The 15,464-nt window shown below is 70.4% G+C and carries 12 protein-coding genes; 9 read left to right on the top strand and 3 right to left on the bottom strand.

All coding sequences use genetic code 11. From position 1 onward, the window contains the following. Nucleotides 1-36: 36 nt before the first annotated feature. Nucleotides 37-3,207, bottom strand: a complete 3,171-nt coding sequence (locus ACFPOE_RS20950) for an efflux RND transporter permease subunit (protein ID WP_376852268.1) — start codon at nucleotides 3,205-3,207, stop codon at nucleotides 37-39. Nucleotides 3,208-3,211: 4 nt separating this feature from the next. Continuing rightward, nucleotides 3,212-4,339 (bottom strand): efflux RND transporter periplasmic adaptor subunit, encoded by a 1,128-nt coding sequence (locus ACFPOE_RS20945; protein ID WP_376852267.1) that lies wholly within the window; start codon nucleotides 4,337-4,339, stop codon nucleotides 3,212-3,214. Between the two features lie 206 nt (nucleotides 4,340-4,545). Here ACFPOE_RS20945 and ACFPOE_RS20940 point away from each other — a divergent pair, with 206 nt between their 5' ends. From ACFPOE_RS20940 to ACFPOE_RS20915, 6 genes are read left to right on the top strand one after another with little or no spacing between them, the layout of a single operon-like run. Further along, nucleotides 4,546-5,262 (top strand): DUF1028 domain-containing protein, encoded by a 717-nt coding sequence (locus ACFPOE_RS20940; RefSeq protein WP_376852266.1) that lies wholly within the window; start codon nucleotides 4,546-4,548, stop codon nucleotides 5,260-5,262. Continuing rightward, a complete protein-coding gene (locus ACFPOE_RS20935; RefSeq protein ID WP_376852265.1) occupies nucleotides 5,262-6,269 on the top strand; it encodes an ABC transporter ATP-binding protein in 1,008 nt (335 codons plus the stop codon). Before ACFPOE_RS20940 ends, ACFPOE_RS20935 begins: the two co-directional genes overlap by 1 nt. Continuing rightward, on the top strand, nucleotides 6,266-7,330 hold the full coding sequence (locus ACFPOE_RS20930) for an ABC transporter ATP-binding protein (RefSeq protein ID WP_376852264.1): 1,065 nt from the start codon (nucleotides 6,266-6,268) through the stop codon (nucleotides 7,328-7,330). The genes ACFPOE_RS20935 and ACFPOE_RS20930 overlap by 4 nt, the downstream gene beginning before the upstream one ends. Before the next feature lie 30 nt (nucleotides 7,331-7,360). Continuing rightward, on the top strand, nucleotides 7,361-8,872 hold the full coding sequence (locus tag ACFPOE_RS20925) for an ABC transporter substrate-binding protein (RefSeq protein ID WP_376852263.1): 1,512 nt from the start codon (nucleotides 7,361-7,363) through the stop codon (nucleotides 8,870-8,872). Nucleotides 8,873-8,885: 13 nt separating this feature from the next. Then, complete coding sequence (locus tag ACFPOE_RS20920; protein ID WP_376852262.1) at nucleotides 8,886-9,827, top strand: ABC transporter permease; 942 nt, start codon at nucleotides 8,886-8,888, stop codon at nucleotides 9,825-9,827. Nucleotides 9,828-9,840: 13 nt separating this feature from the next. After that, a complete protein-coding gene (locus ACFPOE_RS20915) occupies nucleotides 9,841-10,716 on the top strand; it encodes an ABC transporter permease (protein WP_376852462.1) in 876 nt (291 codons plus the stop codon). A 135-nt stretch (nucleotides 10,717-10,851) separates the two neighbouring features. Here the strand turns inward: ACFPOE_RS20915 and ACFPOE_RS20910 are convergent, their stop codons facing one another. Further along, the gene (locus ACFPOE_RS20910; protein ID WP_376852261.1) at nucleotides 10,852-11,127 is read right to left on the bottom strand and encodes a hypothetical protein; all 276 of its coding nucleotides are present in this window, start codon (nucleotides 11,125-11,127) and stop codon (nucleotides 10,852-10,854) included. Between the two features lie 94 nt (nucleotides 11,128-11,221). On the opposite strand from ACFPOE_RS20910, the gene ACFPOE_RS20905 reads away from it, so the two are divergent. The 3 genes from ACFPOE_RS20905 to ACFPOE_RS20895 all read left to right on the top strand — a co-directional run. Beyond that, nucleotides 11,222-11,893 (top strand): NUDIX hydrolase, encoded by a 672-nt coding sequence (locus tag ACFPOE_RS20905; RefSeq protein WP_376852260.1) that lies wholly within the window; start codon nucleotides 11,222-11,224, stop codon nucleotides 11,891-11,893. Nucleotides 11,894-11,963: 70 nt separating this feature from the next. After that, nucleotides 11,964-13,169 (top strand): PLP-dependent transferase, encoded by a 1,206-nt coding sequence (locus ACFPOE_RS20900; protein WP_376852259.1) that lies wholly within the window; start codon nucleotides 11,964-11,966, stop codon nucleotides 13,167-13,169. Nucleotides 13,170-13,174: 5 nt separating this feature from the next. After that, nucleotides 13,175-15,464: ATP-binding protein (locus tag ACFPOE_RS20895; RefSeq protein WP_376852258.1), on the top strand; the 2,290-nt coding region annotated here is incomplete at its 3' end.

Here is a 15,464-nt window from a genome sequence, read left to right as displayed (position 1 = left end):
TGCGGTCAGGGCACCGATTTCAGCACGAACCCGCGCTCAGCGCGCGCGGCCGGCCAGCACCCGGTAGAGCCCGCGCAGCAGCAGCAGCGCCAGCACCGCTTCGACCAAGGTCGCGGCGAAGGCGACCACGGCATTGCGCTGGCCCAGGCGGCGCCGGAACTTGGCGACCATGCGCTCGGCGGCGATCTCGATGCTGTCGTAGAAGGCCGGCACCACCAGCAGCGTCAGCATGGTGGCCGTGATGGTGCCGCCGATGATCGCGATCGCCAGCGGCCGGTAGAAGTCGCCGCCCTGGCCCAGGCCGATCGCCACCGGCAGCATGCCGGCGATCAGCGCGAAGGTGGTCATCAGGATCGGCCGCAGGCGGGCGCGGCCGGCGGCCATCAGCGCGTCCTCGCGCGCCACCCCCTGCGCTTCGCGCTTGCGGGCGGCGTCCAGCAGCAGGATGGCGTTCTTGGCCACCAGGCCCATCAGCATGATGATGCCGATGAAACTCATCAGGTTGAGCGTTGCCCGGGTCGCCAGCAGCGCCAGCACCACGCCGATCAGGCTGAGCGGCAACGACAGCATCACCGCCAGCGGGGCGGTGAACGAGCCGAACTGCACCACCAGGATCAGGTACATCAGGCCGACGCCCATCACCAGCGCCGTGGTCATCGCGCCGAACACTTCCTTCTGGTCCTTGCCGGCGCCGCCCAGCTCCACGCCGTAGCCCGGCGGGTACTCGATCTGCTGCGCCAGCTTGAGCGCGTCGCTGGTGACGTCGCCGGAGGCGCGCCCCTGCGCATTGGCCGACACGGCGATCATCCGCTTGCCGCCCAGGTGCTGGATCTGCGCCGGGCCCTGGCCCATGCTGATGCTGGCGACCTGGTTCAGCGGCACCACCATGTTGCTGTTGGCCACCGCGATCGGCAGCCGCTCGATGTTCTCGGCGTCGACCCGGTCGGCCGGATCGAGCCGCACCGCGACGTCGCGCGACTCGCCGGTCGGGTCTACCCAGTCGCCGACCTCCACCCCGGCGAAGGCGACGCGCAGGGCCTGCGCCGCATCGTTGACCGAGATGCCCAGCGAATTGGCCAGGCCGCGGTTCAGCTCGATCTTCAGTTCGTCCTTGGGACTCTGCTCGGACAGCCCGACGTCCACGGCGCCCGGCACCGAGCGCAGCCGCTCCATGAAGGCATTGGTGATCTCCAGCAGGGTGCGGCCGTCGCTGCCGTAGAACTGGATCTGCACCGGCTTCCTGGTGCCGTTGTTCAGGTCGTCCATCACCACGTATTCGGCGCCCACCAGCTGCGCCATCAGCCGGCGCAGGTCCACCGCGATCTCCGCCGCGCGGCGCTTGCGCTCGGTGCTCTTGCCCAGGTCCACGTAGACCCGGCCGCCGCCGATGTTGATCACGCTGTTGGTCGCCTGCGCCTCGGGCAGCGTGCGCGCCAGTTCCGCCGCCTTCTCGATCTTCAGCCGGGTGTATTCCAGGCTGGCGGAGGAGGGCGTGCGCACCTCCACCGCGACCATCCCGGCGTCCTGCAGCGGCAGGAAGCTGGAGCCGCCGAAGGCCGCATGCAGGCCGATCGCGCCGGCGAAGCTGCCGGCCGCCGCCAGCGCCATCCAGCGGCGGTGGTGCAGCGCCCAGGCGATCACGTTGCCGTAGCGGTCGGCCTGGTGGTCGAACCAGGTGTTGAAGCGGGCCAACCAGCGGCCGATGCCGGTGCGTTCGCGCTGCAGGTGGCCGACCGGGTCGCCCCAGTACGCCGACAGCATCGGGTCCAGCGTGAAGGAGATGAACAGGCTGACCAGCACCGAGCAGGCGACGGTGAGGGCGAACGGCCGGAACCATTCGCCGGCCACGCCCGGCATGAAGGCCACCGGAATGAAGATGGCGATGATCGAGAAGGTGGTGGCGGCCACCGCCAGCCCGATCTCGGCGGTGCCGGCGCTGGCGGCGGTGCGGCGGTCGGCGCCGCGCTCCATGTGGCGCACGATGTTCTCGCGCACCACGATCGCGTCGTCGATCAGCACGCCGATGGCCAGCGACAGGCCCAGCAGCGTCATCAGGTTGAGCGTGAAGCCGCACAGCCAGACTGCGATGAAGGCCGTGATGGCGGAGGTCGGCAGGCTCAGCGCCGTGATCAGCGTCGAGCGCCAGGAGTTGAGGAACACGTAGACCACGAAGATGGTCAGCAGCGCGCCCAGCGTCAGCGAGTGGATCACGTTGTTCAGGTTGTCCTGCGCGTCCTCGCCGCCGTCGCGCGTCACCGCCAGCACGGTGCCGGCCGGCAGCGTCTTGTTGATCTCGTCGACCAGCTTGCGCGCGCCGGCGGCGACGCTGACGGTGCTGGCGTCGCGGGCGCGGGTGATCGACAGGCTGACGTTGGGATGGGCGCTGCGCACGCTGAAGCTGTCCAGTTCGGCGAAGCCGTCCACCGCGCTGGCCACCTGGCCCAGGCGCACGATCTCGTTGCCGCGGCGCTTGACGATCACCTGAGCGAAGTCGGCCGGCGACTCGATCCGGCCGACCAGCCGGATGCTCTGGTCGTTGAGCGGGCCGACGATGCGCCCGACCGGCGCCGTGGTGTTCTGGCCGCGCAGCGCGTCCACCACCTCGGCCACCGACACGTTGAACTCGCGCAGCCGGTCGGCCTTGAGCAGCACGCTGAGCTCGCGCTTGAGCGAGCCGGTGACGGCGACGGTGGAGACGCCCGGCACGCCGCGGAACTTGTCGGCCAGCACGTCCTCGGCCAGCCGGGAGATGGCGGCGTGGCTTTGCGAGGTGGACGACAGCGCGATGTCCATGATCGGGAAGGTGCCGGGGTCGCGCCGGCGGATCACCGGCTCGCGCATCTCCACCGGCAGCTTGTAGCGCACCGTGGAGATCGCGTTGCGCACCTCGTCGGCCGCCTCGATCATGTTCTTGTCGAAGTTGAAGATCGCGATGATGCTGGCGTTGCTGTCCTTGGCGGTGGAGCGGATCTCGTAGACGCCGGCGATGCCCTGCAGCGACTTCTCGATGCGGTTGATGATCTCGCGCTCGACCGTCTCGGGCGCGGCGCCCGGGTACAGGATCTCGATCGACAGCACCGGCTGCTCGACGTCGGGAATCTCGTTGACCCGCAGCTTCTGCAGCGCCAGCAGGCCCAGGCACATCAGCGCCAGCACGATCACCACCGTGGCCACCGGCCGCTTGATGCTGAAGTCGGACAGGAACATGGCGTTAGCGCGTGGGCGCCGAAGCGGGGGAGGCGGCGGTCGGCGCCGAGGCCGCATGCTGCACCGCCTGGCCGTCGCGCAGCGTGCCGATCGGATGGCGCAGCAGCCGGTCGCCGTCGGCGACGCCGGCGCGCACCACGAAGTCGCCGCGCCGCGGATCGCGTTCGCCCAGCGTCAGCGCCACCTTCTGCAGCCGGTTGTCGGCCACCCGCCAGGCCCAGGTGCGGTCGCCCTCGCGCACCAGCGAGGAAGCGGGCAGCACGATGGCGGTGGTGGTCGCGGCCTCCACCCGGCCTTCCGCATACAGGCCGGCCAGCCGCGCCGGCGCCTCGCCGACGATGTCCACCAGCACTTCCACCTGGCGGGTGGTGGCGTTGGCGGTGGGACTGACCAGCCGGATCCGGCCGCTGAAGTCCTGGCTGCCGTAGCCGTTCACGCGCAGGCTGACCGCCTGGCCGGCGTGCACCGACTGGATCGCGTCGGAGGAGACCAGGCCCTCGAAGCGCAGGCTGCGCGGGTCGATCACCTTGAGCAGTTCCTTGCCGATCTGCGCCGTGTCGCCGGCCGATACCTTGCGGTCGCTGACGATGCCGTCGAACGGCGCCCGCGCCTCGGTGCGCTGCAGCTGCTGGCGCGCCTGCACCAGCCGGGCCCGGGCCGCCGACAGGTCGCTCTGGGTGTTGTTGCGCCGGATCTCGGCGTCTTCCAGCTGCTGCGTCGAGGCCATGCCCGAGGCGCGCAGGGTGCTCAGGCGCTGCAGCTGGCGCTCGGCCTGGTCGGCGGCCTGCACGCCGACCCGCTCGGCCTCCTGCGCGGAAAGCAGCGAGTCGCGGATCGCGGTGTCGTCCAGCCGCACCAGCAGGTCGCCCTTGCGCACCGCCTGGCCGTTTTCCTTGAGCACCGCCAGCACGATGGCCGAGACTTCGGCGCGCAGGTCGGCGCGGCGGTCCGGCTGGATCGAGCCGGTGATTAGCGGACCGGCGGACACGCTGCCGGTATGCGCGGTGATCAGATCTTCCGGAGTGATCAGCAGGGTCGGCGGCGCGACCGGCGCGCTCTTGGCGGCGCCCGGGCCGCAACCGGTGAGAGCGGCGCCGACTGTCAGCGCCAGCGGCAGGAACAGGGATTTCAAGAAGGATCTCCTCGTTGCGATGACGGATTGGTCGCGGCTTGTGGCCGCAGCTTCCGTTTCTATCGAGGAGTGATCTTAACGACCGCGGCGGGCGGGTCTTTTCCGGCGGTGCGACGTCGTGTTGGCATGCTACCATCGGGCCGGTTTCTTGCTTCAGGATTCGACGGGCCGCGCGGTCCACAATGCTTCGATACAAGGATGGTGCGATGACGTGGTCGATCCTGGCGCGGGACGAGCAGGGCCAGCTCGGTGTGGCGATCGCCAGCCGCTTCTTTGCCGTGGGCGCGCTGTGCGTCCACACCCGGCGCGGCGTCGGCGCCCTCAGCACGCAGGCGCTGATGAATCCGCTGTACGGGCCGGCCGGCCTGGGGCAGCTGGCGGCCGGGGCGTCGGCGCAGGAGGTGGTCAACCATCTGACCAACGCCGATGCCGGCCGCTCGCAACGCCAGCTCCATATCCTGCCCGCCACCGGCAGCCCGGCAGCCCACACCGGCGCCGCCTGCGTGGACTGGTGCGGCCACCTGCTGTTCGACGATTTCAGCGTCGCCGGCAACATGCTGGTTGGTGCCGGCGTGATCGAATCGACCGCGCAGGCCTTTCGCGATGCCGCCGGTCAGCCGCTGGCGCTGCGCCTGCTGGCGGCGATGGCGGCGGGCGAAGCGGCCGGCGGCGACAAGCGCGGCAAGCAGTCGGCGGCGCTGCGCATCCACGGCGACGAGGACTATCCGGCGCTCGACATCCGGGTCGACGACCACGTGGAGCCGATCGCGGAACTGCAGCGCCTTTACGACAAGAGCCTGGAGCGCTTCCAGCCCTTCCTGGCCTGCCTGCCCGGGCGCCACGACGCCACCGGCCTGACCGACCGCGCCGAGATCGAGGCGCGCATCGCGGCCTTTCACAGCCAACCCCGGAGCGCACGCTGATGGCCCTGCTGGAGGTGACCGACCTGCGCACCCATTTCGCGACCGACGACGGCGAGTTTCCGGCGGTGGACGGCGTCAGCTTTTCGGTGGACGCCGGCCGCACGCTGGCCATCGTCGGTGAATCCGGTTGCGGCAAGAGCGTGACCTCGCTGTCGATCATGGGCCTGGTGCCCAGCCCGCCCGGGCGCATCCGCGGCGGCTCGATCCGCTTCGAGGGCCAGGAGCTGGTCGGCGCGCCGGCGCGCACGCTGCAGGACCTGCGCGGCAACGGCATGGCGATGATCTTCCAGGAACCGATGTCGTCGCTGAACCCGGCGTTCACCATCGGCGAGCAGATCGTCGAGGGCCTGCTGCGGCACCGCCGGATCTCCCGCGCCGAGGCGGTGGAGCAGGCGCTCAAGGCGCTGCGCAAGGTGCGCATCCCGTCGCCCGAGCAGCGCTTCCACGACTACCCGCACAAGCTGTCGGGCGGCATGCGCCAGCGCGCGATGATCGCGATGGCGCTGGCCTGCGAGCCGCGCCTGCTGATCGCCGACGAGCCGACCACGGCGCTGGACGTCACCATCCAGGCCCAGATCCTGGAGCTGATCCGCACGCTGCAAAGCGAAACCGGCACCGCCGTCATCCTGATCACCCACGACCTGGGCGTGGTGGCCGAAGTGGCCGACGAGGTGGTGGTGATGTATTCGGGCCGCGTGGTGGAGCGCGCGCCGGTGCAGCAGTTGTTCGACAGTCCGCAGCATCCGTACACGGTCGGCCTGCTCGGCTCGATCCCGCGGCTGGACGTCGAACGCACCCGGCTGGCCTCCATCGAGGGCCAGGTGCCCAGCCCGCTGCGCCGGCCGGCCGGCTGCAAGTTCGCCGACCGCTGCCCCTTTGTCATCGACATGTGCCGGGCGCAGGACCCGCCGCTGCGCGAGGTCGGCGCCCAGCACCAGTCGGCCTGCTGGCGCGCGCCGCTGGATCCGCGCGAATTGCTGGCGGCGCCGGAAGTGGCGGCGGCATGAACGCTCCGCTGCTGCAGGTGGAAGGCCTGGTCAAGCATTTCCCGGTGCGCCGCGGCGTGCTCGGGCGGGTGGCAGGCGCAGTGCGCGCCGTCGACGGCGTGGACCTGCGCATCGGCGCCGGCGAGACGCTGGGTGTGGTCGGCGAGTCCGGCTGCGGCAAGTCCACGCTCGGCCGGCTGGTGCTGCGGCTGATCGAGCGCACCGGCGGCCGGGTGCTGTTCGAAGGCGAGGACCTCGGCACGCTGGACGCGGGCGCGATGCGGGCGCGGCGCCGCTCGCTGCAGATCATCTTCCAGGACCCGTATTCCTCGCTCAATCCGCGCATGACGGTGGGCCAGACCCTGGCCGAGCCGCTGATGCTGCACGGCCTGCACCGCGGCCGGCACCGCGAGCGGGTGGCCGAACTGCTGGCGACGGTGGGCCTGGCGCCGGAGCACGCGCAGCGCTATCCGCACGAGTTCAGCGGCGGCCAGCGCCAGCGCATCGGCATCGCCCGCGCGCTGGCGGCCGAGCCCAAGCTGATCGTCTGCGACGAGGCGGTGTCCGCGCTGGACGTGTCGGTGCAGGCGCAGGTGGTGAACCTGCTGCAGGACCTGCAGCGGCAGTTCGGGCTGGCCTACATGTTCATCGCCCACGACCTGGCGGTGGTCAAGCACATCGCCGACCGGATCGCCGTGATGTACCTGGGCCGCATCGTCGAACTGGCCGACCGGCGCGCGCTGTTCGCGGCGCCGCGCCATCCCTACACGCAGGCGCTGCTGTCCGCCATCCCGCTGCCGGACCCGGCGCTGCGGCGCGAGCGCGCGCTGCTGGCCGGCGACGTGCCCAGCCCGATCGATCCGCCCAGCGGCTGCCATTTCCACACCCGCTGCCCGTACGCGCGGCCGCTGTGCTCGCAGCAGTCGCCGCCGCTGGAGGCGCCGGACGGCCATGCGGTCGCCTGCCACTTCTGGCGTGAGATCCCGCCGCCCGCGGCGCTGCCCCGGCCGGCGGCGCAGGCACCGTCGCGCCACCGCCTCGATCTGCTGCAATCGGCGTTCAGCGCCGGGTTGCCGGCCTGACCCCCATCGACCACCCGTAGGAGAACGCTTATGCAATTCAAACGACTCATCCTGGTGCCGCTGCTGCTCGCCCTCGGCGCGCTCACGGCGCAGGCGCAGACCCTGCGCATCGGCCTGGCCGAAGACCCCGACGTGCTGGACCCGACGCTGGCGCGCAGCTTCGTCGGCCGGGTGGTGTTTTCGGCGCTGTGCGACAAGCTGCTGGACATCGACGAGAAGCTCAACATCGTGCCGCAGCTGGCCACCAGCTGGGAGTGGTCGGCCGACAGCAAGGCGCTGACCATGAAGCTGCGCCAGGGCGTGACCTTCCACGACGGCGAGAAGTTCGACGCGGCGGCCGTGAAGTACAACATCGAGCGCCACAAGACCATGCCCGGCTCCAACCGGCGCGGCGAACTGGCGCCGGTGGCCAGCGTGGACGTGCTCGATCCGTCCACCGTGCGGCTGAACCTGTCGGCGCCGTTCTCGCCGCTGCTGGCGCAGCTGGCCGACCGCGCCGGCATGATGGTCTCGCCCAAGGCGGCCAAGGCCGAGGGCGACAAGTTCGGTGCCCACCCGGTGTGCTCCGGCCCGTTCAAGTTTGTCGAGCGGGTGGCGCAGGACCGGATGGTGTTCGAGCGCTATGCCAACTACTGGAACAAGGGCGCGATCCACTTCGACAAGGTGATCTACACGCCGATCCCCGATGCGACGGTGCGGCTGGCCAACCTGCGCTCGGGACAGCTTGACTTCATCGAGCGCGTCGCCTCCAGCGACATGGACAAGATCCGCGCCGACAAGAAGCTCAAGACCTCGCGCATCACCGAGATCGGCTACCAGGGCATCACGATCAACGTCGGCAAGAGCGAGATGGCCAAGAAGAACCCGCTGGGCCGCGACGCCCGCGTGCGCGAGGCGTTCGAGCTGTCGCTGGACCGCCAGGGCCTGGTGCAGGTGGTGATGGACAACGAGGCGGTCGCCGGCAACCAGTGGGTCGCGCCGAACAACCAGTTCTACGCCAAGAACGTGCCCATGCCCAAGCGCGACATCGCGCGCGCCAAGGCGCTGCTCAAGGAGGCAGGCGTGCCCAATCCCAGCTTCACGCTGGTGACGCCGACCACCTCGGACGCCCAGCGCATCGCGCTGGTGGTGCAGGCGATGACGCGCGAGGCCGGCTTCGACGTCAAGATCCAGGCCGCCGAATTCGCCACCTCGCTGGACATGGCCGACAAGGGCAACTTCGAGGCCTACGTGCTGGCCTGGAGCGGCCGCGCCGACCCGGACGGCAACGTCTACAGCTTCGACGCCTGCAAGCAGCCGCTCAACTACTCCGGCTACTGCGACGCCGAGACCGACGCGTTGCTCAACCAGTCGCGCGCGCTGCGCGATCCGGCCGAGCGCAAGAAGGTGTTCGAGAAGGTCGCGGCCAAGGTGCTCAAGGACCGCCCGATCGTCTACCTGTACCACCGCAACTGGCTGTGGGCCTACAGCCCGAAACTCAGCGGCGTGCGCGAGATCCCGGACGGCCTGCTGCGCGTCAGCGGGCTGAAGCTGGCACCGTAAGCCCGCGCCCGCGATGTTCGCCTACCTGGTCCGCCGCCTGGCGTCGCTCGCACCGACACTGGTGCTGGTGTCGATGCTGATCTTCGGCCTGCAGCAGCTGCTGCCCGGCGATCCGGCCAAGATCCTGGCCGGCGAGGACCAGGACCCGCAGGTGGTCGCCTACCTGCGGGCCAAGCTGCACCTGGACCAGCCGCTGCCGGTGCGCTATGGCTACTGGGTGGGCGGCGTGCTGCGCGGCGACCTGGGCGAATCGTCGCGCAACCAGGAGCCGGTGGCGCAGCTGATCGCGCAGAAGCTTCCGGTGACGGTGGAACTGGCCCTGATGGCGATGACCATCGCGCTGCTGATCGGCATTCCGGCCGGCATCGTGTCGGCGGTCGGCCGCGGCGGGGTCTGGGACTACCTGGCCAACGTGTTCGCGCTCTGGGGCCTGTCGACGCCGAACTTCTGGCTCGGCATCCTGATGATCATGCTGTTCTCGGTGCAGCTGGGATGGCTGCCGGCCTCCGGCTATGTCAGTCCGTCGGAGGACCTGGCCGCCAACCTCAAGTCGATGATCATGCCGGCCTTCGTGCTGGGCAACGCGATCGCGGCGGTCCTCATGCGCCACACCCGCAGCGCGATGCTGCAGGTGCTGTCGGCCGACTACGTGCGCACCGCCCGGGCCAAGGGCCTGAACGAGCGCACGGTGGTCATCAAGCATGCGCTGCGCAACGCGCTCACGCCCATCATCACGCTGGGCGCGCTGGAGCTGGGCACGCTGCTGTCCGGCGCGGTGCTGACCGAGCAGGTCTTCACCATTCCCGGCTTCGGCAAGCTGATCGTCGACTCGGTCTTCAACCGGGACTACCTGGTGGTGCAGGGTGTGGTGCTGGTCACGGCCACGGCCTACATGACGCTGAACCTGCTGGCGGACCTGGCCTATTTCCTGGTCAACCCGCGGCTGCGGCACTGAGATGAGCACCGTCCTGAACACCCCCATCGTCGGCACCGCTCCGGTGCGCGAGGCCGGCCCGTGGCAGCGGGCCTGGCGCCGGTTGCGGCGCCGCCACGGCGCCTTGTTCGGGCTGGCGATCGTGCTGCTGTTCGTGGCGCTGGCCGTGTTCGCGCCCTGGATCGCGCCGCACGACCCGGTGGCGGCGAGCTGGGCGGCCATTCGCAAGGCGCCCACCGCGCAGTACTGGCTGGGCACCGACGAGATCGGCCGCGACGTGCTCTCGCGCGTCATCTGGGGCACGCGGGCCTCGCTGCTGGCCGGCGTGGTGTCGGTCTCGATCTCGCTGCTGATCGGCGTGCCGCTGGGGATGGCGGCCGGCTTCCTGGGCGGCGTGGTGGACGCCGTGATCTCGCGCGTCACCGACGCCTTTCTGGCCTGCCCATTCCTGATCCTGGCGATCGCGCTGGCGGCCTTCCTCGGGCCCAGCCTGACCAACGCGATGATCGCGATCGGGGTGTCGGCGGCGCCGGTGTTCGTGCGGCTGGCGCGCGGCCAGGTGCTGAGCGTGAAGGTGGAGGATTACGTGGAGGCGGCGCGGGCGGTGGGCAACTCGCCGCTGCGCATCGCGCTGCGCCACATCCTGCCGAACATCACGGCGCCGCTGGTGGTGCAGGCCACGCTGGCGATCGCGGCGGCCGTCATCGCCGAGGCCAGCCTGTCGTTCCTGGGCCTGGGCCAGCAGCCGCCGGCGCCCAGCTGGGGCAGCATGCTCAACACCGCGAAGAACTACATCGACAACTCGCCGTGGATGGCGATCAGCCCCGGCGTCGCGATCTTCCTGCTGGTGCTGTCGTTCAACCTGCTAGGCGACGGGCTGCGCGACGCGCTGGATCCGCGCCAGCGGTAGCTGTCATTCCGGGCACTGGCGCGGAAAACGGATACCGTCGATCAAGATCAAGAGGCGCTCGGTCCTTGATCGATCGTATTGGTGTTCGGCAGGGATGGATCCCGGATCGAGTCCGGGACGACACGGACGCTAACGCTAAGCGCCGTGCAAGGCGCCGAATTCCGAAGGCGTGGTTTCCAGCGTCATCGAGGTCAGGCGCGCCACCGGGATCTCGTGCGCCATGCCGGCGGTCTGGGCCAGGTGGAACAGCACCGAGGTCTGCTCGCGCAGCGCCTCCACCTTCTCGTACATGCGGGCGATCACCACCGGGTCCTCGCCCGAACGCGACCGCGTGACCAGTTCGCCCTCCATCACCCGCAGCTTCTTGTAGGAGCGCCGCCAGGTGGTGAAAGTGTCTTCGGTCAAGGGCATCCGGGCCATTCTAGGGATGAGGCTGCTTACACCCCGGGAGCGCATGTAGCTTGTGTGTCGAACTGTGTGTGTTGATGCTGAGGCACACTGGGCCATGCCAGGCGAACTGCAAGCCGATCTCGCGTTGCGACAGCAGGTGCAACGGGCGCTGCGTGAGCACAGCGTGCACGCGGCGGACATCGGTGCACACCGCGCCGCTGCCGTGGCGGTGGCCATCTGCGAGGAAGGCATGGGCGCCGACCTGCCCGGCATCGCCGCACCTGCCGCCTGGAGCACGCAGGCGGCCTTGCTGCTGACCCGGCGGGCACAGGGCCTGCGCAACCACGGCGGCCAATGGGCGCTGCCGGGCGGGCGGATCGAGCCCGGGGAATCGGCGGAGCAGGCAGCGCTGCGGGAGATGGCCGAGGAGGTCGGCCTGTTGCTCGATCCGGCGGCGGTGCTGGGACGGCTGGACGATTTCAGCAGCCGCTCGGGCTTCGTGATCACGCCGGTGGTGGTGTGGGCCGGCAGCGCCCGCAAGCTCGCGCCCAATCCGTCGGAAGTGGCCAGCATCCACCGGATCCCGCTGGCCGAATTCCTGCGGACCGATGCACCCATGCTGGAGGCGCTGGAGGGCAGCGAGCATCCGGTGCTGCGCATGCCGGTCGGCGAGCGCGCGATCGCCGCGCCGACGGCCGCCGTGCTGTACCAGTTCCGCGAGGTCTGCCTGCTGGGACGCGCCACCCGGGTGGCCCACTTCGAGCAGCCGCTGTTCGCGCGCAAGTGAAGCTGCCGCCGGGGTGGCGCGATCCCGGGGCATTCCACCTTGCCGTCCGTCCGGGCGCTACCATCGGCGCATGAGCCACAAGTCGACCGACCTCGTCCACCACCCCTACGTTCCTCCGGCCGGCTTCCTCGCCCCGCAGCCGGGCGTGTTCAAGGCATCGACTGTCATCTTCGCCAACGTTGCCGCACTGCGCGCCCGCGACTGGCGCTACAAGGACGGCTACACCTACGGCCTGCACGGCACGCCCACCACCTTCCAGCTGGAAGAGCGGATCGCGACGCTGGAAGGCGGCAGGCACTGCGTGCTGGTGCCCAGCGGCCTGGCCGCGATCGCCAACGTCGACATGGCGCTGCTGGCGGCCGGCGACGAGGTGCTGATCCCCGACAACGCCTACGGCCCGAACAAGGCGCTGGCCGAGGGCGAACTCAAGCGATGGGGCATCAGCCACCAGCTGTATGACGCGATGAACCCGGACGACCTGCGCGCGCGCATCGGTCCGAAGACCAGGCTGGTCTGGCTGGAGGCGCCCGGCTCGGTCACCATGGAATTCCCGCCGCTGGCCCGGCTGGCGGCCGTGGCCCGCGAACGCGGCGTCACCACGGCGCTGGACAACACCTGGGGCGCCGGCCTGGCCTTCGACGGCTTTGCCAGCGGCGCCGACGTGGTGGTGCAGGCCCTGACCAAGTATCCCAGCGGCGGCGGCGACGTGCTGATGGGAAGCGTCGTCACCCGCGACGACGCGCTGCACCTGAAACTCAAGCTGGCCCACATGCGGCTGGGGTTCGGCGTCGGCGCCAACGATGCGGAGACCGTGCTGCGCTCGCTGCCCAGCATCGAACTGCGCTACCGCGCCCATGACCGGGCGGCCCGCGCGCTGGCCGGCTGGCTGCGCCAGCGCCCCGAGATCGCGCACCTGCTGCATCCGGCGTTCGAGGGCTCGCCCGGCCACGCCAACTGGAAGGCGCTGTGCACCGGCGGCGACGCCGGCGGCGAAGGTCTGGCCGCCGGCCTGTTCTCGGTGGTGTTCGACGAGCGCTACGCCAGCGCGCAGGTAGATGCCTTCTGCGATGCGCTGCGCCTGTTCAGGCTCGGTTATTCCTGGGGCGGGCCGGTCAGCCTGGTGGTGCCGTACGACATCGCCACCATGCGCGATGCCCGCCTGGCCACCTGGCCGAACAAGGGCGTGCTGGTGCGCTTTTCGGTCGGCCTGGAAGCGGTGGAGGACCTGCGCGCCGACCTGGAGCAGGCCCTGGGCGCACTGTCCGGGGCCCGCTGACCGCCATGCACGATCAAGCCATCTTCGAGGCGATCTCGTACGCATCGCCGCTGGGCGTGTTCCAGGCCGATGCCGGCGGCGCGCTGCTGGAATGCAGCGGCCGCTGGCAGTACCTGCTGCGCACGGACGGCCGGCGCGCGCTGGGCCGCGGCTGGCTGGACTCGGTCGATCCGCAGGACCGCCAGCGGGTGGCGCAGGGCTGGGAGACGGCGGTGGCGTCGCAAAAGCCCTTCGACATGGAATTCCGGCTGGCGCCGCTGCAGGCCGGCGGCGAACCCGGCTACGTGCGGATGGAGGCACGGCCAGCGGTCTGGGGCCAGCCGCCGCGGCCGGGCTTCGTCGGCGTCGCCGGCGACATCTCGCAGCGCAAGAAGGTCGAGGAGCAGCTGCGCTCCGCCAACCGCTTCCTGGAGCGGGCCGAAAAGCTCAGCGGCGTGGGCGGCTGGGAAGCCGACCTGCGCACCCGCACCGTCAAGTCGACCGACCAGAACTGCCGCATCTTCGACCTCGAGCCGGGCCACCAGGGCAGCTTCAGCAGCTACCTGCGCCGTTTCGCCAGGGAGGCGCAGCTCCAGCTAGTGCGGGCCGTGCGGCATTCGATGCGCAGCGGCGAATCCTGGGACCTGAACCTGCAGATGGTGACGGCGATCGGCCGGCCGATCTGGGTGCGTTCGGTCGGCGTCGCCGAATTCGAGGACGGCCGGCCGGTGCGGCTGGTAGGGGCGCTGCAGGACATCACCGACCAGCACGGCTCGAGCGAGGCGCTGCGCGAGAGCGAGGAGCGGCAAAAGCGCGCCATGGACGCGTCGCGGCTGGCCCTGTGGGACCTGGACCTGGAGACCGGCCTGGGCTACCTGTCGGAGAACTGGTCGGAGCTGATGGGGCAGGCGCGCCGGGTGACGGTCACCTCCGCGCGCGACCTGATCGACCGCGTCCCCGAACACGACCGCGAGCGGATCGGCATGGCCCTGACCGCGATGCTCAAGGGCACGGCGGAGCGCTACGACGTCGAACATCAGGTGCAGCGCGACGACGGCCGCATGATCTGGATCCACAGCCAGGGCCGGGTGTCCAAGCGCAGCCCGCGCGGCTGGGCCCTGCGGGCCACCGGCACCAACCAGGACATCACGGCGCGCAAGCTGGCCGAGCTGGAACTGGCGCGCGCCGCCGCGATCACCAAGGCGACGCTCGATTCCACCGCCGACGGCATCCTGGTGGTGGGCGGCGACCGCCAGATCCTGCTGTTCAACCGGCGCCTGCTGGAGATGCTGAACATCCCGGCGGACCTGATGGGTGCCACGCGCGAAACCTGGGGCGACATCGTGGTGTCCCAGGTGAAGGATCCGCAAGGCTACGTTCGCCGCGTGCTGGCGCTGTACGAGACACCGCAGGACGAGTCCTTCGACATCCTGGAGTTCACCGATGGCCGCGTGTTCGAGCGCTATGGCCGGCCGCTGGCGCTGGAAGGCTCGGGCACCGGGCGGGTGTGGAGCTTTCGCGACGTGACGGCCAGGAGCCAGGCCGATGCCGCGCTCAAGCGCGCCAAGGAAGCAGCCGAGGCCGCCAACCGCGCCAAGACCGACTTCCTGGACACCATCAGCCACGAGATCCGCACCCCCCTGAACGGCGTGCTGGGGATGGTCCGGCTGCTGATGGAGGAGCAGCTGATGCCGCAGCAGCGCCGCTATGTGGAGCTGGCTGCCTCCAGCGCGCAGTCGCTGCTGGGCCTGATCAACGACATGCTGGACCTGGGCAAGATCGAGGCCGGGCGGATGGAGTTCGAGCACGTCGAGTTCAGCATCGTGGAGCTGGCGCGCGAGCTCGGCGACCTCTACGGCCTGCGCGCCCGGGAGAAGGGGCTGAGCTTCGACCTGCGGATCGATCCGGCGGTGCCCGCCAAGGTGGTGGGGGACCCCGGCCGGCTGCGGCAGGTGCTGGAGAACCTCCTGAGCAATGCCCTGAAGTTCACCGAATCCGGGCTGGTCGGCCTGGACATCCATCCGGCAGCGCCGGTGGACGGCCGCGTGATGCTCGGCTTCACGGTGCACGACACCGGCATCGGCATTCCGCGCGAGGTGCAGGAAGGCCTGTTCCAGCGCTTCTTCCAGGGCGACAGTTCCACCACCCGCGAATACGGCGGCACCGGCCTGGGCCTGGCGATCGTCAAACAGCTGTGCGAGCAGATGGGCGGGCGGGTCACTCTCAACAGCGAACCGGGCCGCGGTGCGTCGTTCCGCTGCGTGCTGCCGTTCGCGCCGGCGGCGCGCAGCGCCGGCCGGGCCGCGGCGCCGGCGG

The organism is Caenimonas terrae (assembly GCF_042655405.1).
GTDB classification, from domain to species: domain Bacteria; phylum Pseudomonadota; class Gammaproteobacteria; order Burkholderiales; family Burkholderiaceae_C; genus Ramlibacter; species Ramlibacter terrae_A.
The sequence above is the reverse complement of the archived record's forward strand: the minus strand, read 5'-3'. Positions and strand labels throughout refer to the sequence as shown.

Excerpts from the sequence above, each read along its gene's own strand:
- ACFPOE_RS20950 (WP_376852268.1), bottom strand. The coding sequence starts at position 3,207 with ATGTTCCTGTCCGACTTCAGCATCAAGCGGCCGGTGGCCACGGTGGTG.
- ACFPOE_RS20940 (WP_376852266.1), top strand. The coding sequence starts at position 4,546 with ATGACGTGGTCGATCCTGGCGCGGGACGAGCAGGGCCAGCTCGGTGTG.
- ACFPOE_RS20935 (WP_376852265.1), top strand. The coding sequence starts at position 5,262 with ATGGCCCTGCTGGAGGTGACCGACCTGCGCACCCATTTCGCGACCGAC.
- ACFPOE_RS20930 (WP_376852264.1), top strand. The coding sequence starts at position 6,266 with ATGAACGCTCCGCTGCTGCAGGTGGAAGGCCTGGTCAAGCATTTCCCG.
- ACFPOE_RS20925 (WP_376852263.1), top strand. The coding sequence starts at position 7,361 with ATGCAATTCAAACGACTCATCCTGGTGCCGCTGCTGCTCGCCCTCGGC.
- ACFPOE_RS20920 (WP_376852262.1), top strand. The coding sequence starts at position 8,886 with ATGTTCGCCTACCTGGTCCGCCGCCTGGCGTCGCTCGCACCGACACTG.
- ACFPOE_RS20910 (WP_376852261.1), bottom strand. The coding sequence starts at position 11,127 with ATGCCCTTGACCGAAGACACTTTCACCACCTGGCGGCGCTCCTACAAG.
- ACFPOE_RS20905 (WP_376852260.1), top strand. The coding sequence starts at position 11,222 with ATGCCAGGCGAACTGCAAGCCGATCTCGCGTTGCGACAGCAGGTGCAA.
- ACFPOE_RS20900 (WP_376852259.1), top strand. The coding sequence starts at position 11,964 with ATGAGCCACAAGTCGACCGACCTCGTCCACCACCCCTACGTTCCTCCG.